At 72.5% G+C, this 19724-nt stretch carries 15 protein-coding genes; 10 read left to right on the top strand and 5 right to left on the bottom strand.

The annotated features are described in order from the left end of the window. Positions 1–89 precede the first annotated feature (89 nt). The 5 genes from ABT232_RS32385 to ABT232_RS32365 all read left to right on the top strand — a co-directional run bounded on the left by ABT232_RS32385 (position 90) and on the right by ABT232_RS32365 (position 5345). Positions 90–1544, top strand: a complete 1455-nt coding sequence (locus tag ABT232_RS32385) for a hypothetical protein (protein WP_351846677.1) — start codon at positions 90–92, stop codon at positions 1542–1544. Positions 1545–2011: 467 nt separating this feature from the next. After that, positions 2012–2842, top strand: coding sequence for a molybdate ABC transporter substrate-binding protein (gene modA, locus ABT232_RS32380; protein WP_351846674.1), 831 nt, complete (start codon positions 2012–2014; stop codon positions 2840–2842). Continuing rightward, on the top strand, positions 2839–3687 hold the full coding sequence (gene modB, locus ABT232_RS32375; RefSeq protein WP_351846671.1) for a molybdate ABC transporter permease subunit: 849 nt from the start codon (positions 2839–2841) through the stop codon (positions 3685–3687). Before modA ends, modB begins: the two co-directional genes overlap by 4 nt. Beyond that, the gene (locus tag ABT232_RS32370; RefSeq protein ID WP_351846670.1) at positions 3684–4811 is read left to right on the top strand and encodes an ABC transporter ATP-binding protein; all 1128 of its coding nucleotides are present in this window, start codon (positions 3684–3686) and stop codon (positions 4809–4811) included. The genes modB and ABT232_RS32370 overlap by 4 nt, the downstream gene beginning before the upstream one ends. 114 nt (positions 4812–4925) lie before the next feature. Further along, the gene (locus ABT232_RS32365; RefSeq protein WP_351846667.1) at positions 4926–5345 is read left to right on the top strand and encodes a TOBE domain-containing protein; all 420 of its coding nucleotides are present in this window, start codon (positions 4926–4928) and stop codon (positions 5343–5345) included. Between the two features lie 350 nt (positions 5346–5695). Here ABT232_RS32365 and ABT232_RS32360 read toward each other — a convergent pair whose 3' ends face one another. Beyond that, the gene (locus ABT232_RS32360) at positions 5696–6979 is read right to left on the bottom strand and encodes a serine hydrolase domain-containing protein (protein ID WP_450871831.1); all 1284 of its coding nucleotides are present in this window, start codon (positions 6977–6979) and stop codon (positions 5696–5698) included. Between the two features lie 346 nt (positions 6980–7325). On the opposite strand from ABT232_RS32360, the gene ABT232_RS32355 reads away from it, so the two are divergent. Continuing rightward, entirely contained in the window at positions 7326–8228 is a 903-nt protein-coding gene (locus ABT232_RS32355; RefSeq protein WP_351846663.1) for a hypothetical protein, read from the top strand. A gap of 616 nt (positions 8229–8844) precedes the next feature. Here the strand turns inward: ABT232_RS32355 and ABT232_RS32350 are convergent. Beyond that, positions 8845–9828 carry a trypsin-like serine peptidase gene (locus tag ABT232_RS32350; RefSeq protein WP_351846661.1) on the bottom strand — a complete coding sequence of 328 codons (984 nt, stop codon included), beginning with the start codon at positions 9826–9828 and terminating at the stop codon, positions 8845–8847. A 316-nt stretch (positions 9829–10144) separates the two neighbouring features. Here ABT232_RS32350 and ABT232_RS32345 point away from each other — a divergent pair, with 316 nt between their 5' ends. From ABT232_RS32345 to ABT232_RS32335, 3 genes are all read left to right on the top strand, one after another. Then, entirely contained in the window at positions 10145–11533 is a 1389-nt protein-coding gene (locus ABT232_RS32345; protein WP_351846658.1) for a ricin-type beta-trefoil lectin domain protein, read from the top strand. 62 nt (positions 11534–11595) lie between these two features. After that, positions 11596–13839, top strand: a complete 2244-nt coding sequence (locus ABT232_RS32340; protein ID WP_450871830.1) for a pectate lyase-like domain-containing protein — start codon at positions 11596–11598, stop codon at positions 13837–13839. Positions 13840–14015: 176 nt separating this feature from the next. Next, a complete protein-coding gene (locus ABT232_RS32335; protein ID WP_351846656.1) occupies positions 14016–14978 on the top strand; it encodes a YihY/virulence factor BrkB family protein in 963 nt (320 codons plus the stop codon). A 90-nt stretch (positions 14979–15068) separates the two neighbouring features. Here the strand turns inward: ABT232_RS32335 and ABT232_RS32330 are convergent, their stop codons facing one another. Then, a complete protein-coding gene (locus ABT232_RS32330; RefSeq protein ID WP_351846653.1) occupies positions 15069–16481 on the bottom strand; it encodes an alpha-lytic protease prodomain-containing protein in 1413 nt (470 codons plus the stop codon). 154 nt (positions 16482–16635) lie between these two features. Then, positions 16636–17583 (bottom strand): LysR family transcriptional regulator, encoded by a 948-nt coding sequence (locus ABT232_RS32325; RefSeq protein ID WP_351846650.1) that lies wholly within the window; start codon positions 17581–17583, stop codon positions 16636–16638. Positions 17584–17806: 223 nt separating this feature from the next. On the opposite strand from ABT232_RS32325, the gene ABT232_RS32320 reads away from it, so the two are divergent. Then, positions 17807–18361 (top strand): tellurite resistance TerB family protein, encoded by a 555-nt coding sequence (locus tag ABT232_RS32320; RefSeq protein ID WP_351846648.1) that lies wholly within the window; start codon positions 17807–17809, stop codon positions 18359–18361. 64 nt (positions 18362–18425) lie between these two features. Here ABT232_RS32320 and ABT232_RS32315 read toward each other — a convergent pair whose 3' ends face one another. Further along, positions 18426–19589 carry an FG-GAP repeat domain-containing protein gene (locus tag ABT232_RS32315; RefSeq protein ID WP_351846645.1) on the bottom strand — a complete coding sequence of 388 codons (1164 nt, stop codon included), beginning with the start codon at positions 19587–19589 and terminating at the stop codon, positions 18426–18428. Between the last annotated feature and the right edge of the window lie 135 nt (positions 19590–19724).

Below are 19724 nucleotides of genomic sequence, written 5' to 3'. Positions count from 1 at the left end.
GTCCACGATTGTCCCAGCGGCGCCTCCGGGCGCCACAGCGGACCGCCGTCCGGCGGCGTTGTCAGAGGCCTCTGCCATGATCGGGCGGCATGAGCGACACCGACCTTGATCAGGTACACACGGCCGTGGCGGCCCTGCGCACACGGGGCCTGGAACTCCTTGACGGCTTCACCGACGCCGAGCTCGACCGGTGGCCGGTCGAGGTGCCGCCGGCCGTGCGCGCGGTGCTGCGGGAGGCGGGCGGCGTGCGCGCGGGACGCGTGCGGTACGACTTCGGGCCGCGCACCCTCACCCCGCGCGACTTCGCCCGCGGTCTCTGGCGCCTGGCCGAACTACCCGGTGACGAAGGCACGTTGGTCGTCGGTGTGGCAGGCGCGGACTGGGGTCCGGTCATCCGCGTCCAGCCGTGGGACGACACGGAGGTCGTCGTGGAGGCTTCGTCGTTCACGGACTGGCTGCTGGGCCTGGGCACCGAGCGGCCCCGGGCCCAAGTGTCCGTGCCCGCCGTCCCGTCGGTGGCGGCGGCCGAGGGCACGGACGCGGAACTCGCCGCGCTCGTCGCCGGAGGCGACCCACTCACCGATGTCGTCGACCTGCGGGCACTGCCCGGCTTGCCGTGCCGGGTGGTGTGGGAGCCGTACTACTCGCTGGAGTACGGGACCGCGGACACCAGCGGCAGCGAGACGACGTACGAACTCGTCGGTGACGGGCGGGCGCTGCTGCTGCACAGCTTCGTCAGCGGTGACTTCCTGGGCCGCCCGGTGCGTCGGCACCGGGTGCCTGCCGACGCCGCGCGCCTGGCCGTCACCGAACTGCGCGCCCTGGCCGCCGCCCACCCCGACCTGGTCACCCTCGACGCGGGCCACACCGACGCCGAGCTGGACACCTGGCCGGTGCACGTCCCGAGCGACATCCGTGTCGTACTGCGCGAGATCGGCGGCGTACGCATGCCCGGTCTGCCCGCGGTGCGGCTGCTGCCCGGTGCTCCGGAGCACGCGGTCGACCCGGAGGCGCACCGCATGATGGGAGGTGACGGCTCCTACTGGCCGGTCGCATCGGCCGGCCGCGGGCGGGACGCCGTGCTCGCCCAGGTCCGCATCGACCCGCGCACCGGCGAGTGGGGTTACGTGGTGTCGATCCCCACGGATCCCCGGTCCCTCGGCGAGGAACCCGGACTGTCCCTGATCGCCGAGTCGCTGCCCCACCTGCTGCTGACGGTGGCGCGCATCGCGCGTGACGCGGTCACCGCGTCCGACTTCGCCTCTCATGTCCAGGCCGCCACCGTGGGCTTCTTCCCGCACAGCGGCGAGCCGTGGACCCGGCCCGTGCCGATCGGCGAATGGGCCGGTTCCGACGATCCGCTGCGCGCCGCCCTGACCACGCTCCCGTCGGGCACCCACGCAGCGGACCTGCGCGACTCCCCCATCCCCACCGACCTCGGCTTACACCGGTCCGAGGACTGGCCCTACGGGCCGGACTCCCTGGACCACCTCCGCTTCGAAGGGGCGGGGCACGTGGTGGCGGCCGTCCCGAGACGTCGCTGAGGCCCGGCCGGCAGCGCTCCCGACCCTCACCCGGTATGAACGCACATGCCATGCAAGTCGAATAAAGCTCCGGCTCATGCGATGCCACAGAAGACTTTCGCCTGGCACTTGCGGCAGTATCATCGGCATATGCACACCGACCGGATCGGGGACGCGGCCGCACCGCTAGGCACCGGCGCCGACTCCGGGAGGCGTCTGGCCGACGGCGGGAACCGACCGCCGAACGCGATGAGGCGGGCCACCGGACGAATCCCGGTCCCGCCCTCGCGGCCCGCGCCCGGCAGTCGCGCCGGGCGCACGGGAGTCCACCGGCTCCACGGCCCGCGGCCGCCGCACCGGCCCGCGTCACCGAGGTGATCCTCGGGGCGTCCCGGCCCAGGTGCAGACGGTGTGACCGAGCCGACCGACGCGGTCGCCGAAAGACCGTGGACGAGTCAGTCCGTCCAGGACTGTGAGGGAGTGGACCCGTGACAACCCGTTCCGCGCGCCGGACCCGCCGGACGCTTCCGGTGACCGGCGCGGCAGCCGCCGCCCTGCTGGCCCTGAGTGCCTGTTCCTCCTCGGAGGCGGACTCCGCCTCCGATTCCGGCACCTCCGCTTCGGGCTCCGCCTCGGACAAGCTGTCCGGCGAGGTGACGGTCTTCGCCGCCGCCTCGCTGAAGGAGAGCTTCGAGACCCTGGGCGAGGAGTTCGAGAAGCAGCACCCGGGGACCGAGGTCACCTTCAGCTTCGGCGGCAGCGACGCCCTCGCGGCGAGCATCACCGGCGGCGCCCCGGCCGATGTCTTCGCCTCGGCCAGCCCCAAGACGATGAGGATCGTCACCGACGCGGGACGCGCCGCGGGCACGCCCGTCACGTTCGTGCGCAACCAGCTGGAGATCGCCACCCTGCCGGGCAACCCGGACAAGATCGCCTCCCTCGCGGACCTCACCGACAAGGACCTCAAGGTGGTGCTCTGCGACGAGAGCGTGCCGTGCGGCGCCGCCGCGCGGAAGGCGCTCGACGCGAGCGCGCTGAAGCTCACCCCGGTCTCCTACGAGGAGGACGTGAAGTCCGCCCTCAACAAGGTCGTGCTGAAGGAGGCCGACGCCGCGGTCGTCTACAAGACCGATGTGGAAGCCGCGGGCGACAAGGTGGAGGGCGTGGAGTTCGCCGAGTCCGCCGACGCCGTCAACGACTACCCGATCGCCTTGCTCAAGGAGTCGGACAACACCGAGGCCGCCGAGGCCTTCATCGCGCTGGTACGATCCGCCGAGGGCCGGCGGGTCCTGGGCGAAGCCGGGTTCCTCAAGCCGTGACCTCGCTCGACAAGACCGGTGCCGCGACCGGCCCCCGCACGGGCGGGCGGCGGCGCCGCCGCCCGCGCGCCGGCGCCCCGCTGCCGCTCCTGCTGCCCGCGCTGATCGGCCTGGCGTTCCTGGTCCTTCCGCTCCTCGCCCTGCTCATCCGCACTCCGTGGCGGAGCATGCCCGACCTGCTGACCAGCACCGAGGTGTGGCAGGCGCTCCAGCTGTCGCTGGTCTGCGCGACGGCGGCGACCGCGGTGAGCCTGGTCGTCGGGGTGCCGCTGGCCTGGCTGCTGGCGCGCGTCGAGTTCCCGGGGCGTGGGCTGGTGCGTGCCCTGGTGACACTGCCGCTCGTGCTGCCGCCGGTGGTGGGTGGCGTGGCCCTGCTCATGGCCCTCGGCCGCAACGGGGTGGTGGGACGGTGGCTGGACTCATGGTTCGGAATCACCCTGCCGTTCACCACCACCGGGGTCGTCGTCGCCGAGGCGTTCGTGGCGATGCCGTTCCTGGTCATCAGCGTGGAGGGCACCCTGCGCGCCGCCGACCCGCGCTACGAGGAGGCGGCCCAGACGCTGGGCGCCTCCCGGTTCACCGCGTTCCGCCGCGTCACGCTGCCCCTCATCGCGCCGGGTGTCGCGGCCGGTGCCGTGCTGGCCTGGGCCCGTGCGCTCGGCGAGTTCGGCGCGACGATCACCTTCGCCGGCAACTTCCCCGGCCGCACCCAGACCATGCCCCTCGCCGTCTACCTCGCCCTCCAGAACGATCCGGAGGCCGCGATCGCCCTCAGCCTCGTTCTGCTGGCGGTGTCGATCGCGGTGCTGGCGGGGCTCCGGGACCGTTGGATGACCGCCTCATGACCGACACCGCGCACCCTGCACAGCCCGAACAGTCCGCACAGACCACGGGCGCAGACGTTGGCGCAGACACCGGCGCCGACTCGGGCACGGGGCTCGACGCCCGTCTGGTCGTCGAGCGCGGCGCCTTCCGCCTCGACATGACGCTGACGGCGGCACCCGGCGACGTGGTCGCGCTCCTCGGCCCCAACGGCGCCGGCAAGACGACCGCCCTGCGGGCCCTCGCCGGTCTCGCCCCGCTCACCGACGGCCACCTGCGGCTGGACGGAGTGGAGTTGGACCGTACGCCACCGGAGTCCCGCCCGGGCGGCGTGGTCTTCCAGGACTACCTGCTGTTCCCGCACCTGTCGGCGCTGGACAACGTGGCTTTCGGGCCGCGCTGCCACGGCGCGAGCAAGGCCGAAGCCCGTGCGCAGGCCGCCGCATGGCTGGAGCGCATGGGCCTCGCCGACCACGCCGGCAGCAAGCCGCGGAGGCTGTCCGGCGGTCAGGCCCAGCGCGTCGCCCTGGCCCGGGCGCTCGCCACGCGTCCCCGGCTGCTGCTCCTCGACGAGCCGCTGGCCGCCCTGGACGCCCGTACCCGCCTGGACGTGCGCGCCCAGCTCCGCCGTCACCTCGCCGACTTCGAAGCGGTCGCCGTGCTCGTCACCCATGACCCGCTGGACGCGATGGTCCTGGCCGACCGCCTCGTCGTCATCGAGGACGGCCGCATCGTGCAGCAGGGCACTCCGCCCGACATCGCCCGCCACCCGCGCACCGACTACGTCGCCCAGCTGGTGGGCCTCAATCTCTACCGGGGACAGGCCGAGGGGCACACGGTGCACGTCGACGGCGGACCCGCGATCGCGACCACGGAAGACCTCACCGGCCCGGTCTTCGTCGCGTTCCCGCCCAGCGCGGTGACACTGCACCGGGACCGCCCCACCGGCTCCAGTGCGCGCAACCTCTGGCGGTGCGAGGTGGCCGGCCTGGAGACCCACGGCGACCAGATCCGCGCCGATCTCGCGGGCGAGCTGCCCCTGGCCGCCGATCTGACCACGGTCGCCGCCGCCGAACTGGGTCTCCATCCCGGGTCCACGGTCTGGGCGTCGGTGAAGGCGGCCCAGACGCACGCGTACCGCGCCTGAGGGAGTCGCCGGGGTCGCGAGAGTGTCGGCAAGGAGATCAGTCGCGCCGGACTACGGTGGGGCACAGCAACCGCGAAACCGGACAAACCACTCACACCCGCGAGGCGTCCCCCCATGAGCCTGAGCATCCGCAACCAGATCCCCGGCACCGTCACCTCCGTCACCGCGGGCGAGGCCATGGCCACGGTGAAGGTGCGTCTCGACGGCGGTCAGGAGATCACCGCCGCGATCACCCTCGACGCGGTCGAGGACCTCGGGCTCACCGCAGGCTCCGCCGTGCGCGCCCTGGTCAAGGCCACGGAGGTGGCGCTGGCCACCGGCCCGGTCGAGGGCCTGTCCATCCGCAACCGGCTGGCCGGCACCGTACGCGGACTCTCGACGGGTGCCGCCATGGCGACGGTCGGGGTCTCGGTCGAGGGCGCCGAGCTGACCGCCGCGATCACCAAGGACGCGGCGACCGACCTCGGCCTGACGGAGGGCTCCGCCGTCACGGTCCTGTTCAAGTCGACGGAGGTCTCGCTCTCCGCCGGCTGACCGGCCGGATGCCACGGCGGACGGCCGTCACAGCGGTCCGGACGTCAGGGCGGGCAGCGGCCACGGCAGTCCGGACGCCATGGCGGACGGCCGTCACGGCAGTCGGACGTCACAGCGATCCGGACGTCACAGCGGTCCAGCCGACGCGGCAGGCAGCGGTCACGGCAGTCCGGACGCCACAGCGGACGGCCGTCACGGCAATCCGGCCGTCACAGCGGTCCGGACGTCACAGCGATCCGGACGTCACGGCGGTCCGGCCGACGCGGCAGGCAGCGGTCACGACAGTCCGGCCGTCACGGCCGCGCCGAGGAACCCGGCCCGTCCGCCGGATTCCTCAGCGGGCCGTCGGCTCAGCGCCGCTCGGGCAGGTCTCGCTCGGCGGGCAGCGAGACGGCGGAGCGCACGGACGGCTTGGCGGCGCGGGCGGACGGCGTGGCCGCCGGCTGCTTGCCGCAGAACGCGGCCTCCAGCGTGCCGCCGAGCGCCGTGTTGGCCGCACCGTGGTTGGAGGTGTTCGCCACCGCCGACAGACTGCGACGGCCGTCGCGCGTCGAGAAGGCGTACGTGTAGTAGCCCTGCACCGTGCCGGTGTGACCGTACACCTGCGTGCCGCAGGACAGGTCGTAGCGGCGCAAGCCGAGGCCGTAGAAGCGGGTGTTGGTCGCGTCGGTCGGCGTCACCGTGGTCATGGCCTCCAGCATGGCCGGGGACAGCAGCCGGCCGCGCATGAGCGCGCTGGTGAAGGTGTTCAGGTCGGCGGGGCTGGAGATGAACGCCCCGGCGGACTGCGCCCAGGACACGGTCTGCTCGGTGGAGTCCACGAGCGGCGCGCCGGCCTCGTCGGGGTGCAGGTAGCCACGTACGTGCAGGCCCTTGATGCGCGTGTCGGGGTGCACGTACGAGGTCTGGCGCAGCCCCAGGGGCTTGATGATGCGGCGCTGGTACGCGTCGGCGACCGGGCGGCCCGTCAGCTTCTCGATGAGCATGCCGACGACGACGAAGTTGGCGTTCGAGTACTTGTAGGCGACGCCGGGCTCGGTGGTGCGGGGCTCGGCGAGGGAGAGGTCGACCAGCTCCTGGTAGCTGAACACCCGGTTGCGCACGGCCTCGAAGCCGGGCACGGTCTGGTTGAACATGGCGTTGGTGTAGTCGGCCAGGCCGCTGCGGTGGGTGAGCAGGTGACGGACCGTGATGCGGTCGTCGGGCAGCAGACCCGGAAGGTACGTGTTGACCGAACGGTCCAGCTCCAGCTTGCCCTCGTCCACCAGCTGGAGCAGCACCACGGAGGAGAACGTCTTGCTGACGCTGCCGATCCGGAACCGCGCGTGCACGTCCATGGGCGCCTCGGCGACCTTGTCGCGGATGCCGACGGCACGGCTCCTGACCCCGTCCGGCCCGGAGTAGCGCGCCATGGCGCCGGGCGCGCCGTTGGCCAGCGCCGAGTTCAGCGCGGCGACGACGCCCTCCATGTCGGGTGCGGTGGTGGAGGGCGTGCCGGTGGCGGTGGTGGTGGTCGTGACGGCGTCGGGCGCTGCGGGAGCGGCCGACGCCGTCGCGGCCGGAACGAGTCCCGCGGTGAGCGCTGCGATCACGGTGACGCTCACAGCCAGAGGTCGGTGCGGCAACAGGGGCACGGTGATTCCTCGGTTTCTTCCTCGACTCGGTCGGTGCGGCGCGCGGTGGTCGGCCGCGGCCACTCATGGATCATGAGTGGCCGACACCGCGATCGGTTCCGGACACGCGCGGATTGCCTCGGCGGTGCGGAGAATGAGGCGCCGGCGTGACGCACGGACGGGAGGTGCCGGCGCCGGGTCGCGCACCGGCGCCCGGACCTTGTGGGGTCGCCCTTCGAACGCGCGCCCCGTACCAACCCACTCCGGAGTGGCATCGGTTGCCGCCTGGCATGGCGAATCGTTCCGCCGCGGAAGCCTCCTCGTGCCCTCGGCGGACGTGCCGCTCGGGGACGCACAGGGGGTTGTCGTGAACGCCATCAGCAAGATCGTCGCCCGGGTCGCCACCGCGGACGTGCCGTACGCCGCCACCGCGTCCCGGGTCTACCTCGGTATCGCCGGGCGGGAGTTCCGTCTCGCGCGGGGAACGGGAGACTTCGCCCGTGGCGCCGAGGTGGAGTTCGTCCTCGGCCAGGACACCAACGTCCGCAATCCCGAGCACAACGACCCTCGCCTCAGCCCTGTCCTGGACATGGCCCTCCTGGACCACCATCCGGTCTACGTGCGCATGGAGGAGGACGGTGCGGAGCCGGCCTGGTGCCTGGACCATGTGCTCGTCACTGTCAATCCCGGTCGGGACAGCCGTGTCTACGGCCATCCCTCCCTCGAAGGCTTCGGGCCTGAGCACCGCGTCTGGTTCGAGGAAATGCGGGGCACCACGTTGTACCTGAGTCGCGCGGGCGAGTCACCGCCTCAGCCGCAACCGCAGTCGCAGTCGCAGTCGCCCGCACCACCAACGGCGGCTCAGCCGCAGGCGACTCCGCAGTTGACCGATGAACTGATCCAGGAACTGAAGGAGGAGCTGAAGCGGGAGCTGAGTCAGGAGCTGAAACGGGAGTCGGCGGCCTCGGCGCTGCGGATCGTGCACGGCAGTGTGCGTGCCGACGGCCGGGTGGAGGGCGAGAGCTCGGACTTCGCGGTCCAGCGCGTGGCCCTCGGCACGTACACCATCCGGCTCCGTCAGCCGTTCGCCGCCGCGCCCACCGCCACGGCGCTGGTCTCGGGTCGGGCCTGGCGTCTGCTCGACAACGCCCATGTCGTCCGCGCCACTCCGCAAGAGGTCGAGATCTGCACCGGCGACGACAGAGGCAACAGGGCCGACCGGGACTTCCACTTCCAGATCGTCGAGCAGCCCCTGCGAGGGGCGGCGTGAACGAGCGGTGCGGGGAGGCCGGACCCCCGGCGAGGTGAAGCTGCCCGCCCGGGTCCCCCGTGGCGGGCAGCTTTCGGCCTGGTGTGCAGAGATCAGAGTCGGCGACGGCGAACTGTAGGTGTCCTGGGCCACTGGACGACACCGGCACCATACCGGCGACGGGATTCGAACCCGCGTCACCCGCTTGAGAGGCGAAGTAGCCGCAGCCTGCGCACCTGCACGTGTACGACAGTAGTGGGGGCCGAAGGGCGGCACACCCGATTATTGCGTCAGTCCCCTCCGCCACCGCCGCCGCACGACGAGCCGCCTCCGCAGGACCATCCGCCCCCGCAGCTCGATCCGCCGCTGTCGCCGCCCCAGTACCCCCGACTGCGCGAGGACCGCCGGCCGCCGCGAGCCGCCGCAATGGCCACCGCGATGACGACGATGCCCACGATCACCAGGAACTCCATGTTTTTCCCCCGTTGTCGTGCGTAGTGCTGTGCCGCGCCGCCTTGCGCGGCGTGTGAGGGAGATGCCCCGCCCACTCCCCGGTCCAAGCGCCTCTTGAGCAACTTCAGAGCTTGGGCGGATGATCGGCGCCGTGCCCGCGGGGTACGGGCGCGGCGCCGGCCGGCTAGGAGAGCTGGGCCCTGTCGTACAGGGCCTTCGCCTCGTTGCCGAAGTACGGGCCGAACATGCGGTTGGGCAGGAAGGTGTAGCCGAAGCTGTTCACGGAGACCTGGAGTCCCGTGCCGGTGGCCTCGCTGAAACCGGTGAACCAGGGGCCGCCGCTGGAACCGCCGGTCATGTTGCAGGCCAGGCTGTGGTCCTGCGAGAAGAGGAAGTCCTTCGCGCTGTTGCCGGCGCAGTGGATGAGCTTCGTGCCGTCGTACGGCGAGGCCGCCGGGAAGCCGAAGGCGTACATCGGCTTGTTGTAGCCGCCGTTGAACTGGATGCCCTGTGCTCCGACGACCGAGGTGAGTGTCCGGCCGTCGAGCGGGGCGACGACCGCGGCGCCGATGTCGTGGTTGATGTCCTCGCTCGCCTCCCACTGGGGTGTGGTGAGCGTCTTGGTCGCGGTCCACTGGCCGTAGGGCGCGTTGCCGTTGTCGTAGGCGGGCACGAAGACCCAGTTGGTGTGCCAGCTGCCCTGGTACTTGACGCAGTGTCCGGCGGTGATGACCGTGCTGGCGTTCTGGCTGGTCACGGCATTGCCCGAGCAGGATGCGGTACGGCCCTGGAAGGTGAAGAACACCCGGCCGGACGTCTTGACGACGGCACCGCCGCCGGTCCACGGGCCACCGGCCTGCGGGAAGGAGGCGGGTGCGGCGGTGGGTCGGACGGTGGTCGTCCGGTCCTCGGGCCTTGGGGTGTTCAGCCGCTTGGCGGCCTGCGGGGTCAGCAGCACATCGAGCGGGGTGGCGCCGCGCATGCGCTCGGCGGTCCAGTAGGCGCGGGCCGTGTGCTGCTCTGCGGCGGAGGCGGTGCGGGCCGGCACGGACCGTCCCGAAGTGGCGTCGGGCGCGGCGGCGTCGGCCGCGCCCGCCTCGACGATGCCGCTGGTGAACAGGGCTGCGACGGCGAGCAGCATGCCCGCGGCGGTGCGATGGCGTCTCACGCATGTCTCCTTCTGCCGTGCCCGGACGTCGGTGGCCGGGCAGGGTGGGGGGTGCGAAGAGCGGTGCGGATCGACGTGCGAGAGGCAGCGTGCCACGGGGATCTTGTGTTGTCAGGGGCGCGTCAACGGCAATTTTTCATCTGGTCTGTACCAGACTCTTGACGAACTTTTCGATCACTCCTTAAATCACGTGCTGAAGTAAGTAAGGTTTCCTACCCCCCACCACCGCTCCGCCGTCATGCGCCTCCGGCACCCCACGCACTCGCGCCTGTCATAGGCATGCCATACGTATGACGGCAGAACAGGACAGTGACGCATGACCAGAACACTTCTCCGTCGGCCTCTGGCGCGCGGCGCACTGTGCACGGCCGTCGCCGTGGCCATGCTGGCCGGTCTCGGCTCCTCGCCCGCGGTCGCCGCGGCCACCGCGGCGACCGGGCAGATCACCGGCATCGGCGGCGCGTGTGTGGACGTCGCCGGCGCCGCCACGGCCAACGGCACGGCCGTCCAGCTCTACGGCTGCAACGGAACGGCCGCCCAGCAGTGGACCGTCGGCGACGACGGCACCATCCGCGCGCTCGGCAAGTGCCTGGACGTCGCCTCGGGCGGCACCGCCGACGGCACCCGGACCCAGCTGTGGGACTGCAACGGCAGCGCCGCCCAGCAGTGGGTCGTGACCGCCGCCCGCGACATCGTCAACCCGCAGGCCGACAAGTGCCTGGACGCCACCGGCAACAGCTCCGCCAACGGCACCCGGCTCCAGATCTGGTCCTGCACCGGCGGCGCCAACCAGAAGTGGACCGCGCCGAGCGGCGGCACCCCGGCGCCCGGTCCGGGCGCGATGGCGGTCGCACCGTACCTGTACAACGGCTGGGGCAGCCCGCCGCATCCCACCACCGTGATGAACGCGACCGGCGTCAAGTGGTTCACTCTCGCCTTCGTCCTCAGCAACGGCTACTGCAACCCGCAGTGGGACGGCAGCCGGCCCCTCACCGGCGGTGTCGACCAGCAGACCGTCAACACCGTCCGAGGCGCCGGTGGCGATGTCATCCCGTCCTTCGGCGGATGGAGCGGCAACAAGCTCGAGAGCTCCTGCGGCAGCGCCGGGGAGCTGGCCGCCGCCTACCAGAAGGTGATCAACGCCTACGGCCTGAAGGCCATCGACATCGACATCGAGGCCGCGGCCTACGACAGCCCCGTGGTGCAGCAGCGCACGGTCGACGCGCTCAAGACCATCAAGGCCGACAACCCCGGGATCAAGGTGTACATCACCTTCGGCACCGGACAGAACGGCCCCGACAGCAGCCTGATCAGCAAGGCCGCCGCGTCCGGGCTGACCGTCGACAGCTGGACGATCATGCCGTTCAACTTCGGCGGTGCCGGCCAGAACATGGGCCAGCTGACCGTCCGCGCGGCCGAAGGGCTCAAGACGGCGGTCAAGAACGCCTACGGCTACACCGACGACCAGGCCTACCGGCGCACCGGCATCTCCTCGATGAACGGCATCACCGACAACAGCGAGACGGTGACCGTCCAGGACTTCCGCACCATCCTCGCCTACGCGCAGCAGCGGCACCTGGCGCGGCTGACCTTCTGGTCGGTCAACCGGGACCGGCCGTGCACCGGCGGCGGCGCGGACACCTGCTCGGGCGTCGCCCAGCAGCCCTGGGACTTCACCCGCGTCTTCGCCCAGTACACCGGCTGACCCCCGCCCCCTTCCCCCCTCCCCTTCCCCCAAGCCGCGCAGGCGGCACAGGAGTTGTCACGATGCATCGCCCTCCCCCACCCTCCCTCGTGAGGCACGGCAGTGCCCGCCGGCCCTGGTTCGCCGCCCTCGCGGCCGCCGCCACCGCGGTGTCGGTGCTGAGCGCCGTACAGCCGGCGCGGGCCGCCGCGCCCTCCGACACCACCGCCGTGGCCGCCGCCGCCCTGCCGACGGGCTGGGCCACCGTGGTCAACAGCGGCAGCGGCAAGTGCCTGGACGCCCGCGCGGCCGGGACGGTCAACGGCACGGCCGTCCAGCAGTACACCTGCAACAACAGCACCGCCCAGCAGTGGAGCCTCACCCCGACCAGCGACGGCTACCTGCGGATCGACAACCGCAACGACGCCCGGCAGGTCGTCGACGTGAGCGACGTGTCCACCGCCGACAACGCCGCCGTGCACCTCTGGACGTACGGCGGCGGCAACAACCAGCAGTGGCGGGCCGTCGACGAGGGCGGTGGCGCCTACCACTTCGTCAACCGGCACAGCGGCAAGTGCCTCGACGTGCCGTCCGCCTCGACGGCCGACAGCGTCCAGCTCGTGCAGTACACCTGCAACGGCACGGCGGCGCAGCGCTTCCAGGTCACGCCGGTGAGCACCGCGCCCGGCGACGTGGACCTCGGTCCGAACGTGGCCGTCTTCGACCCGTCGATGCCGTCGTCGACGATCCAGAGCCGGCTGGACGCGATCTTCCGGCAGCAGGAGACCAACCAGTTCGGCTCGCAGCGCTACGCGGTCCTGTTCAAGCCGGGCACGTACAGCAACGACGTCAACGTCGGCTTCTACACCCAGGTCGCGGGCCTGGGCCAGTCGCCCGACTCGGTCACGATCAACGGGGCCGTGCATGTGGAGGCGGACTGGTTCCCGCCGCAGAACGCCACCCAGAACTTCTGGCGCGGCGCCGAGAACCTCTCCGTCAACCCGACCGGCGGCACCGACCGGTGGGCGGTCTCGCAGGCCTCCGCGTACCGGCGCATGCATGTGCGCGGCAACCTGGAGCTGAGCGACGGCGGCTGGTCCAGCGGCGGTTTCATGGCCGACAGCAAGATCGACGGCCAGGTGCGCTCCGGCACCCAGCAGCAGTGGCTGACCCGCAACTCCCAGCTCGGCAGCTGGACCGGCTCCAACTGGAACATGGTCTTCGTCGGCAGCCAGGGCGTCCCGGGCAACACCTTCCCGAACCCGCCGTACACCACCGTCGCGCAGACGCCGACCGTCCGGGAGAAGCCCTTCCTGTACGTCGACGCCGCCGGCGCCTACCGGGTCTTCGTCCCCGCGCTGCGCGCCGACTCCACGGCCACCACCTGGGCGAACGGGAACGCGGCCGGCACCTCGCTCGGCATCGACCAGTTCCACGTCGTCAAGCCCGGGGCGACCGCCGCGCAGCTCAACGCCGCTCTCGCCGAAGGAAAGAACCTGCTGGTCACGCCCGGCGTCTACCACCTGGACCAGACGCTGCGGGTGACCCGGCCCGGCACCGTGATCCTCGGTCTCGGCCTGGCCACCTTCATCCCGGACAACGGCATCACGGCCATGACGGTCGCCGACGTCGACGGAGTGAAGATCGCGGGCGTCCTCTTCGACGCCGGCACCACCAACTCCCGGACCCTCGTGGAGATCGGACCGGCCGGCGCCGCCGCGGACCACTCCGCCGACCCGACCTCCCTGCACGACGTGTACTTCCGCGTCGGCGGCGCCGCCGTCGGCAAGGCGACCACCAGCCTCGTCGTCAACAGCGACGACGTCATCGGCGACCACATGTGGATCTGGCGCGGCGACCACGGCAGCGGCATCGGCTGGAACTCCAACACCGCCGACACCGGTCTGATCGTCAACGGCGACGACGTGACGATGTACGGCCTCTTCGTCGAGCACTACCAGAAGCACCAGACCATCTGGAACGGCAACGGCGGCCGGACGTACTTCTACCAGAACGAGATGCCCTACGACCCGCCCAACCAGGCCGCCTGGATGAACGGCTCCACCCAGGGCTACGCCGCCTACAAGGTCGCCGACTCGGTCACCAGCCACCAGGCGTACGGCCTCGGCAGCTACTGCTACTTCAACGTCGACCCGAGCGTCACGGCCGAGCACGCCTTCGAGGTCCCCGACCGACCCGACGTCCGCTTCCAGCACATGGTGACCGTCTCCCTCGGCGGCACCGGAACCATCCGGCACGTCATCAACGACCGCGGCGGCCCGTCCAACTCCGCCACCAACGTCGCCAACCTCGTGAGCCATCCGTGAGGCGGCGCGCCGCGCCGCTGCCGGCCTGACACGTCCAGGCGAGTTGCCCGGCCGCACCTCACCGCACGCCTGCATCATGTGCGGCCGGGCAGACGGTATCCCAGAGGGCCGGAGCGGCGGGCCTCCCGGTGGCCGCCGCTCACCGCCGGGCCGGAGCACGAGGAGAGACGCAGACCATGGGGACGGTCGTACACGTTCCGCAGACGCGGGACATGATCGGGGAGGAGCTCTCCGGCGACGAGGCCTTCACCGCGTTGCGGCACTACGGAGGGGTGCGGCTGCTGGTCGACGCGTTCTCCCGGTTCCGGTACGCCGACGGTTTCACCAACGCGCGCGCCCTGGGCTTCCAGATCGTGCTCGGGATGGTGCCCTTCACGATCGCCCTCGTCGGCGTCGCCACCGCGGCGCACACCGAGAGCATCGGGCGGATCATCGAACTGACCCTGGGGCAGATCGTGCCGGGTGCCAGTTCGGACGTGGTCGAGGAGGCGCTGGACGGGACCAGGCGCAGCGCGGGCTCCGACGTCTGGAGCACCGTCGCGCTGTGGTTCGGTCTCGCCTTCTCCGTCCTCAACCTGGCCTCGGCCATGGGCCAGGTCGAGCGGGGCGCCAACCGCATCTACGGCATCGAGCGCGACCGGCCCTTCCCGCGCAAGTACGGGCGGGCCCTGGTGCTCGCGTTCGCCGCGGGCGTTCCGATGGTGCTCGGCTTCCTCGTCCTGGTGGCGGGCGAGGCGGTGGGCGAGGCCACCGCCGAGGCGTTCGGCTGGTCCGGCGCACCGGGGTGGTGGGGGGTCGTCCGGATCCCGGTGGGCATGGCCCTCGCCTGGATCGCCTCGGCCGTCATCTTCCGCTGGTCGCCCCGGCGGGACCAGCCCGGCTACACCTGGCTGGCGTTCGGGTCGGCGGTCCATCTGGTGCTGTGGGTCGGCGCCACCTGGCTGCTGGCGCTGTACGTCGCCGAGAGCGGCTCCTTCGGCGCCGTGTACGGGCCCCTCACGGCGTTCGTGGCGCTCCTGCTGTGGGCCAACCTCACGGGCGTCGCGCTGTTCCTCGGCATCGCGTTCGCCGCGCAGCTGGAGGCGGCCCGGGCCGGGCTGAGCTCCGCGGTACGACCGGACCCGGGGCCGGGTCCCTGAGGCGCACGTGCGGGCCCGGTGTGCCGCTCGGCACCCCGGGCCCGCGAACGCGCCCCCGTCGGCCGGTCGCTGTGACCGCCGGTCAGCGGCTCAACCGCGCTGCCACAGCGCCGGCACGTTCGGCGGCTCCCAGCCCGGCTGGGCCTGGTGGCCCTGGAGGCAGCGGTAGGTGGCACCGCCGTAGGTGACGGTGTCGCCCGGCTGGTAGACGGTGCCGGCCGCCCAGGTGCCGCCCGGCTCGCCGGGGTCGCCGGGGTCGCCCGGGTCACCGGGGCCGGTGGTCGTCCTGAGGGTCAGCCCGTAGTTCTGCAGCAGCGGGTTGATCGGCTGGAAATACGTCGTGCCGCCGCTGCCGCAGTTGCCCGAACCGCCCGAGGTGACGCCTTGCGCCTGGCTCCCGGAGATGTAGGAGCCGCCGGAGTCGCCCGGCTCGGCGCACACCGAGGTGCGGGTGACGCCGGTGATGGTGCCCTCGGGATAGGTGACGCTGGTGTTGTGCTGCTGGACGGTGCCGCAGTGCCAGCCCGTGGTGGAACCCGACCGGCACACCGACGCGCCGACCGGCGCCTGCGTCGACCCGGTGACCTGGACGTTCTGGCCGCCCGCGCCCAGGACGTACGGGGTCGCCGTCCACTGGGAGTTGACCGCCACCCACGCCATGTCTCGGCCGGGGAAGACCGAGCCCTGGAACGTCCCCTGCGCCACCCGGTTGGCGCCGGTGGTGGACGTTCCCGCCCGACCGCAGTGCCCGGCGGTCGCGAAGCCGTGCTGGGTGCCCCGAGTGACCGGGAAGCCGATCGAGCAGCGTCCGCTGTTGTCGATGTAGTACGCCTCGCCGCCCCGCAGGTCGTACAGCGGGCGGGGCCGCTCGGCCGACTTCTCGACCCGGGCGAGCGAGCGGTCGACACCGGCCGCGTCCAGGAGTTCGCGCGCCGCGGACGGGCGGGCGGCCTCGACCACGACGCTGTTGCTGCGCACGTCGACGTACCAGACGAAGGCTCCGGGGGCGCGCCGTCCTTCGGCGGCCCGGTCCAGGCGGGCCTTGGCGGCGTCCAGGTCGGCGAGGGAGTGGCGCACGACCGTGGCCTTCGCGCCCCGCGCCGCGATCGCCCGTACGTCGTCGGCGTCCGTCGTGGCCACGGTGAGCGTGCCGGAGTCGGCGCCCCGCACCCAGGCGCCCGCGAAGTCGGCGCCGAGGTCGGCCCGCAGACGGCCCGCGACGGCGCCGGCCTCCGCCTCGTTGGCGAGGCGCCGCTGCGCCTGCCGCCGGTCCAGACCGAGGTCGCGCTCCATGGCACTGAGCAGGGCGGGCGGGGCGGCGTCGGTGCGCAGGGTCCGCGCGGCGGAGGACGCGGCGTCGGCCGCGGAGTCCGGAGCGGTCGGGGAAGTGACGGCGGCGGCCGACCCGGCGCTCGCGGTGCCGCTGAGCCCGGCCACGAGCAGGGCGGCCGTCGCCGCCACGGCGGCGCCCGCGGCTCTGGCCCGGGTGTGTCGTCGGAGCATGAGGGATCTCCTCGGTTCGGTTCTCGCTCGGTGGGGAGGTGCCGAAACCGTAGGGACGGACAACGCGACGGCATAAGACGTCGGTTGGCCCTCTCCCCCGTGTTATGGAACGTATGGAACGTATGGAACGTATGGAACGCAGAACGCGGTCGCGCTACGGGACCCGGTGCGCCGCCAGCCACTCGGTGTAGCTGTCGCTGCGCGCCGCCACGCCCGCGTGGGCCATGCGCGCCTCGGCGAGGACGGTGACGGCGGTGTCGGCGTCCTGCGTCGCCGCGTGCCAGCCGAGCAGATGCCGCCAGGCCAGCGGGGTGCCGCGCAGCGGCCGGGTGACGATGCCCGGCGTGGTCGGGAACGTCGCCCGGCACAGCCCGACCGCCCGCCCCGCCTGCACCAGATGCACCACGGACGAGGTGTCCGTCTCGTACATGCGGTGCGGGGTGAAACCGGCGCGCGCGCAGGAGGCGGTGAAGCAGTCTCCGAAACAACCGTCACCGGGCACGCAGGCCCACTCCTCGCCCGCCAGCCCGACCAGATCGACCTCGCGCGCGGACGCGAGGGCGTGCCGCTCGGGCAGCATGACGAAGACCGGGTCCACGGCGACCTCGCGCCAGACCAGGCCCTCGGCACCGGGTGGGGCGGCGGGTCCGCAGGTGCCGGCGAGCGCGAAGTCCAGGCGCCCCTCGGCGAGCAGTTCGGCCAGCTGCCGCTCCGACCAGGAGGCGCAGGTGGTGACGCGGGCCTCGGGCACCGCGTCGGCGAGCCGGACGACCAGGGCGCCGAGCAGCGGGCCGTGGGTTCCGCCCAGCCGTAAGCACGCTCGGGTGCGCGGGGTGCGGGCGAACCGTGCCGCCTCCCGCTGAAGCTCGGTCACCGCGGGCAGCACGACGCGGGTGCGTTCCAGGACGAGCTCGCCGAGGGCGGTGGCCCGCACGCCGTGCCGTCCGCGCTCGAACAGTTCGCCGCCGAGCGCCCTCTCGATCCGCTTGAGCTGTGCGCTCAACGCGGGCTGTGCCAGCCCGAGGGCGGTCGCCGCCCTGGTGAGACTGCCGGCGTCGGCGATGGCCCGGACCGTCCTGAGATGCCGCAACTCCAGCTCCATGAGGTGAGCTTGCGTCGGTGGAGGGACGGAGGCAAGGGGTTGGTACAGACCAGAGCCGGGTCCGGTGGGCCCGGTGAGCCCGAGGTCCCGTTCGCCCGCCCGGGGGAACTTCGCCGCGGTGGCGGCTGGGGGAACTTCGCGGTGGTGGCGGCCGTTGACCGAGTGGCGCGCGCGACAGCGCGTGACGACGACGGACGACACGGCAGAAGCCGAGGTGGCACGAGTGGCGATGTGGGATCGGATCAAGGACCAGGCGACCAGGGGGCTCCAGCAGGCCCAGGGTGCGCGAGGCGGCGCGGGTGGACACGGACAGCCCGGCGCGCGGTCCGGCGGCGGCTCCAAGGCCCAGCTCGTGAGCGCGCTGAAGTCACAGCTCACCTCGCTCAAGACGGAGCTGAAGAGCGGCGCCTACCGGGACGCCAGCATGGCCATGTGCGCCCTGGTGGCCGCGGCTGACGGGCATGTCGACGCGACCGAGCGCCAGCATGTGGAGTCGTTGATCCTCACCAACGACGTGCTGCAGAACTTCCCGGCGGATCAGCTGCGCGAGCGCTTCAACAAGCATGTCGACCAGCTCTCGGGCAACTTCGTCATCGGAAAGGCGGCCGTCCTCCAGGAGGTCGCGAAGGCGGCGAAGAAGCCCGCCGAGGCGCGGGCGGTCATCCAGACCGGCATCGTCGTCGCCGGTGCGGACGGGTACATCGCGCCGGCCGAGGAGCAGATCATCCGCGAGGCGTGCGCCGCGCTCGGGCTGTCCCCGACGGAGTTCGGCATCTGAGCCCGACGTGCACTGCCGGCCCGGATGGCAGCGCCCTCGGGGGACGCGCCGTCCAGGCCGGAGGTCACCGCTGGAACGCTGAGCCGAACCGCGCCCCGGGCACCGGCGCGGCGAGCGTGCGCGGGCCGAAGGAGACCACACCCGCCGGGTCGACACCGGCGGCGGAGGCACGGAACACCCAGACCGCTCCCGTGCCGTCGTTCTCCCCGGGCGCGGAGACGGCCACGTGTCCCGGCATCACGGCGGCGGCGCCGCCGAACGCGTCACCGCGCTCCGCCGTGCCCGGCACACCGGCCGAGTCCTGGCTGACGGCCGTGGCGCCGCGGCCGGTGAGGCCCGTCGCGCCGCCGAGGAGGACGACGAAGGTGCCGGCGTCGGCGCGCCCGGCCAGGTCCTCACCGGGGACACCGGTGACGACGTCGGCGTATCCGTCGCCGGTGATGTCAGCGACGCGGAGGTCGGTGCCGAAGCGGTCGCCGCTCTCGCCGGTGCCGGGGACACCGGACGTGCTCTGGCCGATGAACGTCGCCCGCGCCGCGAGCCCGTCGGCGGTGCCGCGTACGACGCCCACGACACCGCCGCCGCTCGCGGTGGGCCGTCCGAAGACGACGTCCTGGTGGCCGTCGCCGTCGACGTCACCGAGTCCGACGCCCGTCGCCGAGACGGTGTCGGCGGACGCGACGACCGGGCCTGTCTCCAGTCCCGCCCGGCCGCCCGTCAGGAGCCGCACCCGGATCGTCCCGGAACTGCCGGTGCCGCCCGAGGCGGCGCTGACCACGAGATCGGTGGTGCCGTCGCCGTCCACGTCGCCCGCGTGCAGGGCCCGGACGTCGCGGACCCCGGGGCCCGAGGTGACGAGGGGGGCCGTGCGGGGGGCCCGGCCGTCGCGGCCCATGGGCCCGTACCGCATCCGGTCGGCGCTCGCGAGGTCGAGGTGTCCGTCGCCGTCGAAGTCACCGGCTTCGGTGCCGGTGCGGCCGGTGCCGAGGGAGACACCGGTGGCGAGTCCGCCCACGCCTCCCCACAGCACGGTCTGCGTCCCGACGTCACGGGCATCCCCGACGTCCTCGCCGGACGCCGTGATCACGAGGTCGGTGAAGCCGTCGGCGTCCAGGTCGGCCGCCTCCAGCGCGGCGCCGAAACGGTCCCCCGCCTCGGCGGTGCCGGGCACGTGGTAGCGGTTCTGGCTGATGATCTGCCGCTTGACGCCGTCGGGCCCGTCGGCCATGCCGTAGACGACGGCGACGTACCCGGCGCCGGTCTCGCCGCCGACGGTGCCGCCCGGGGCGGCGATAGAACCGGCGGCGTCTCAGTCGCCCTCGACGGAGGACCAGGCGGACAGCGAGGCGACGGGGGAGGCCGC

Source organism: Streptomyces sp. NPDC001532, from assembly GCF_040298625.1.
Taxonomy (GTDB): Bacteria; Actinomycetota; Actinomycetes; order Streptomycetales; family Streptomycetaceae; genus Streptomyces.
Note: the sequence above shows the minus strand (reverse complement) of the source record. Positions and strands in the feature narration are given on the sequence as shown.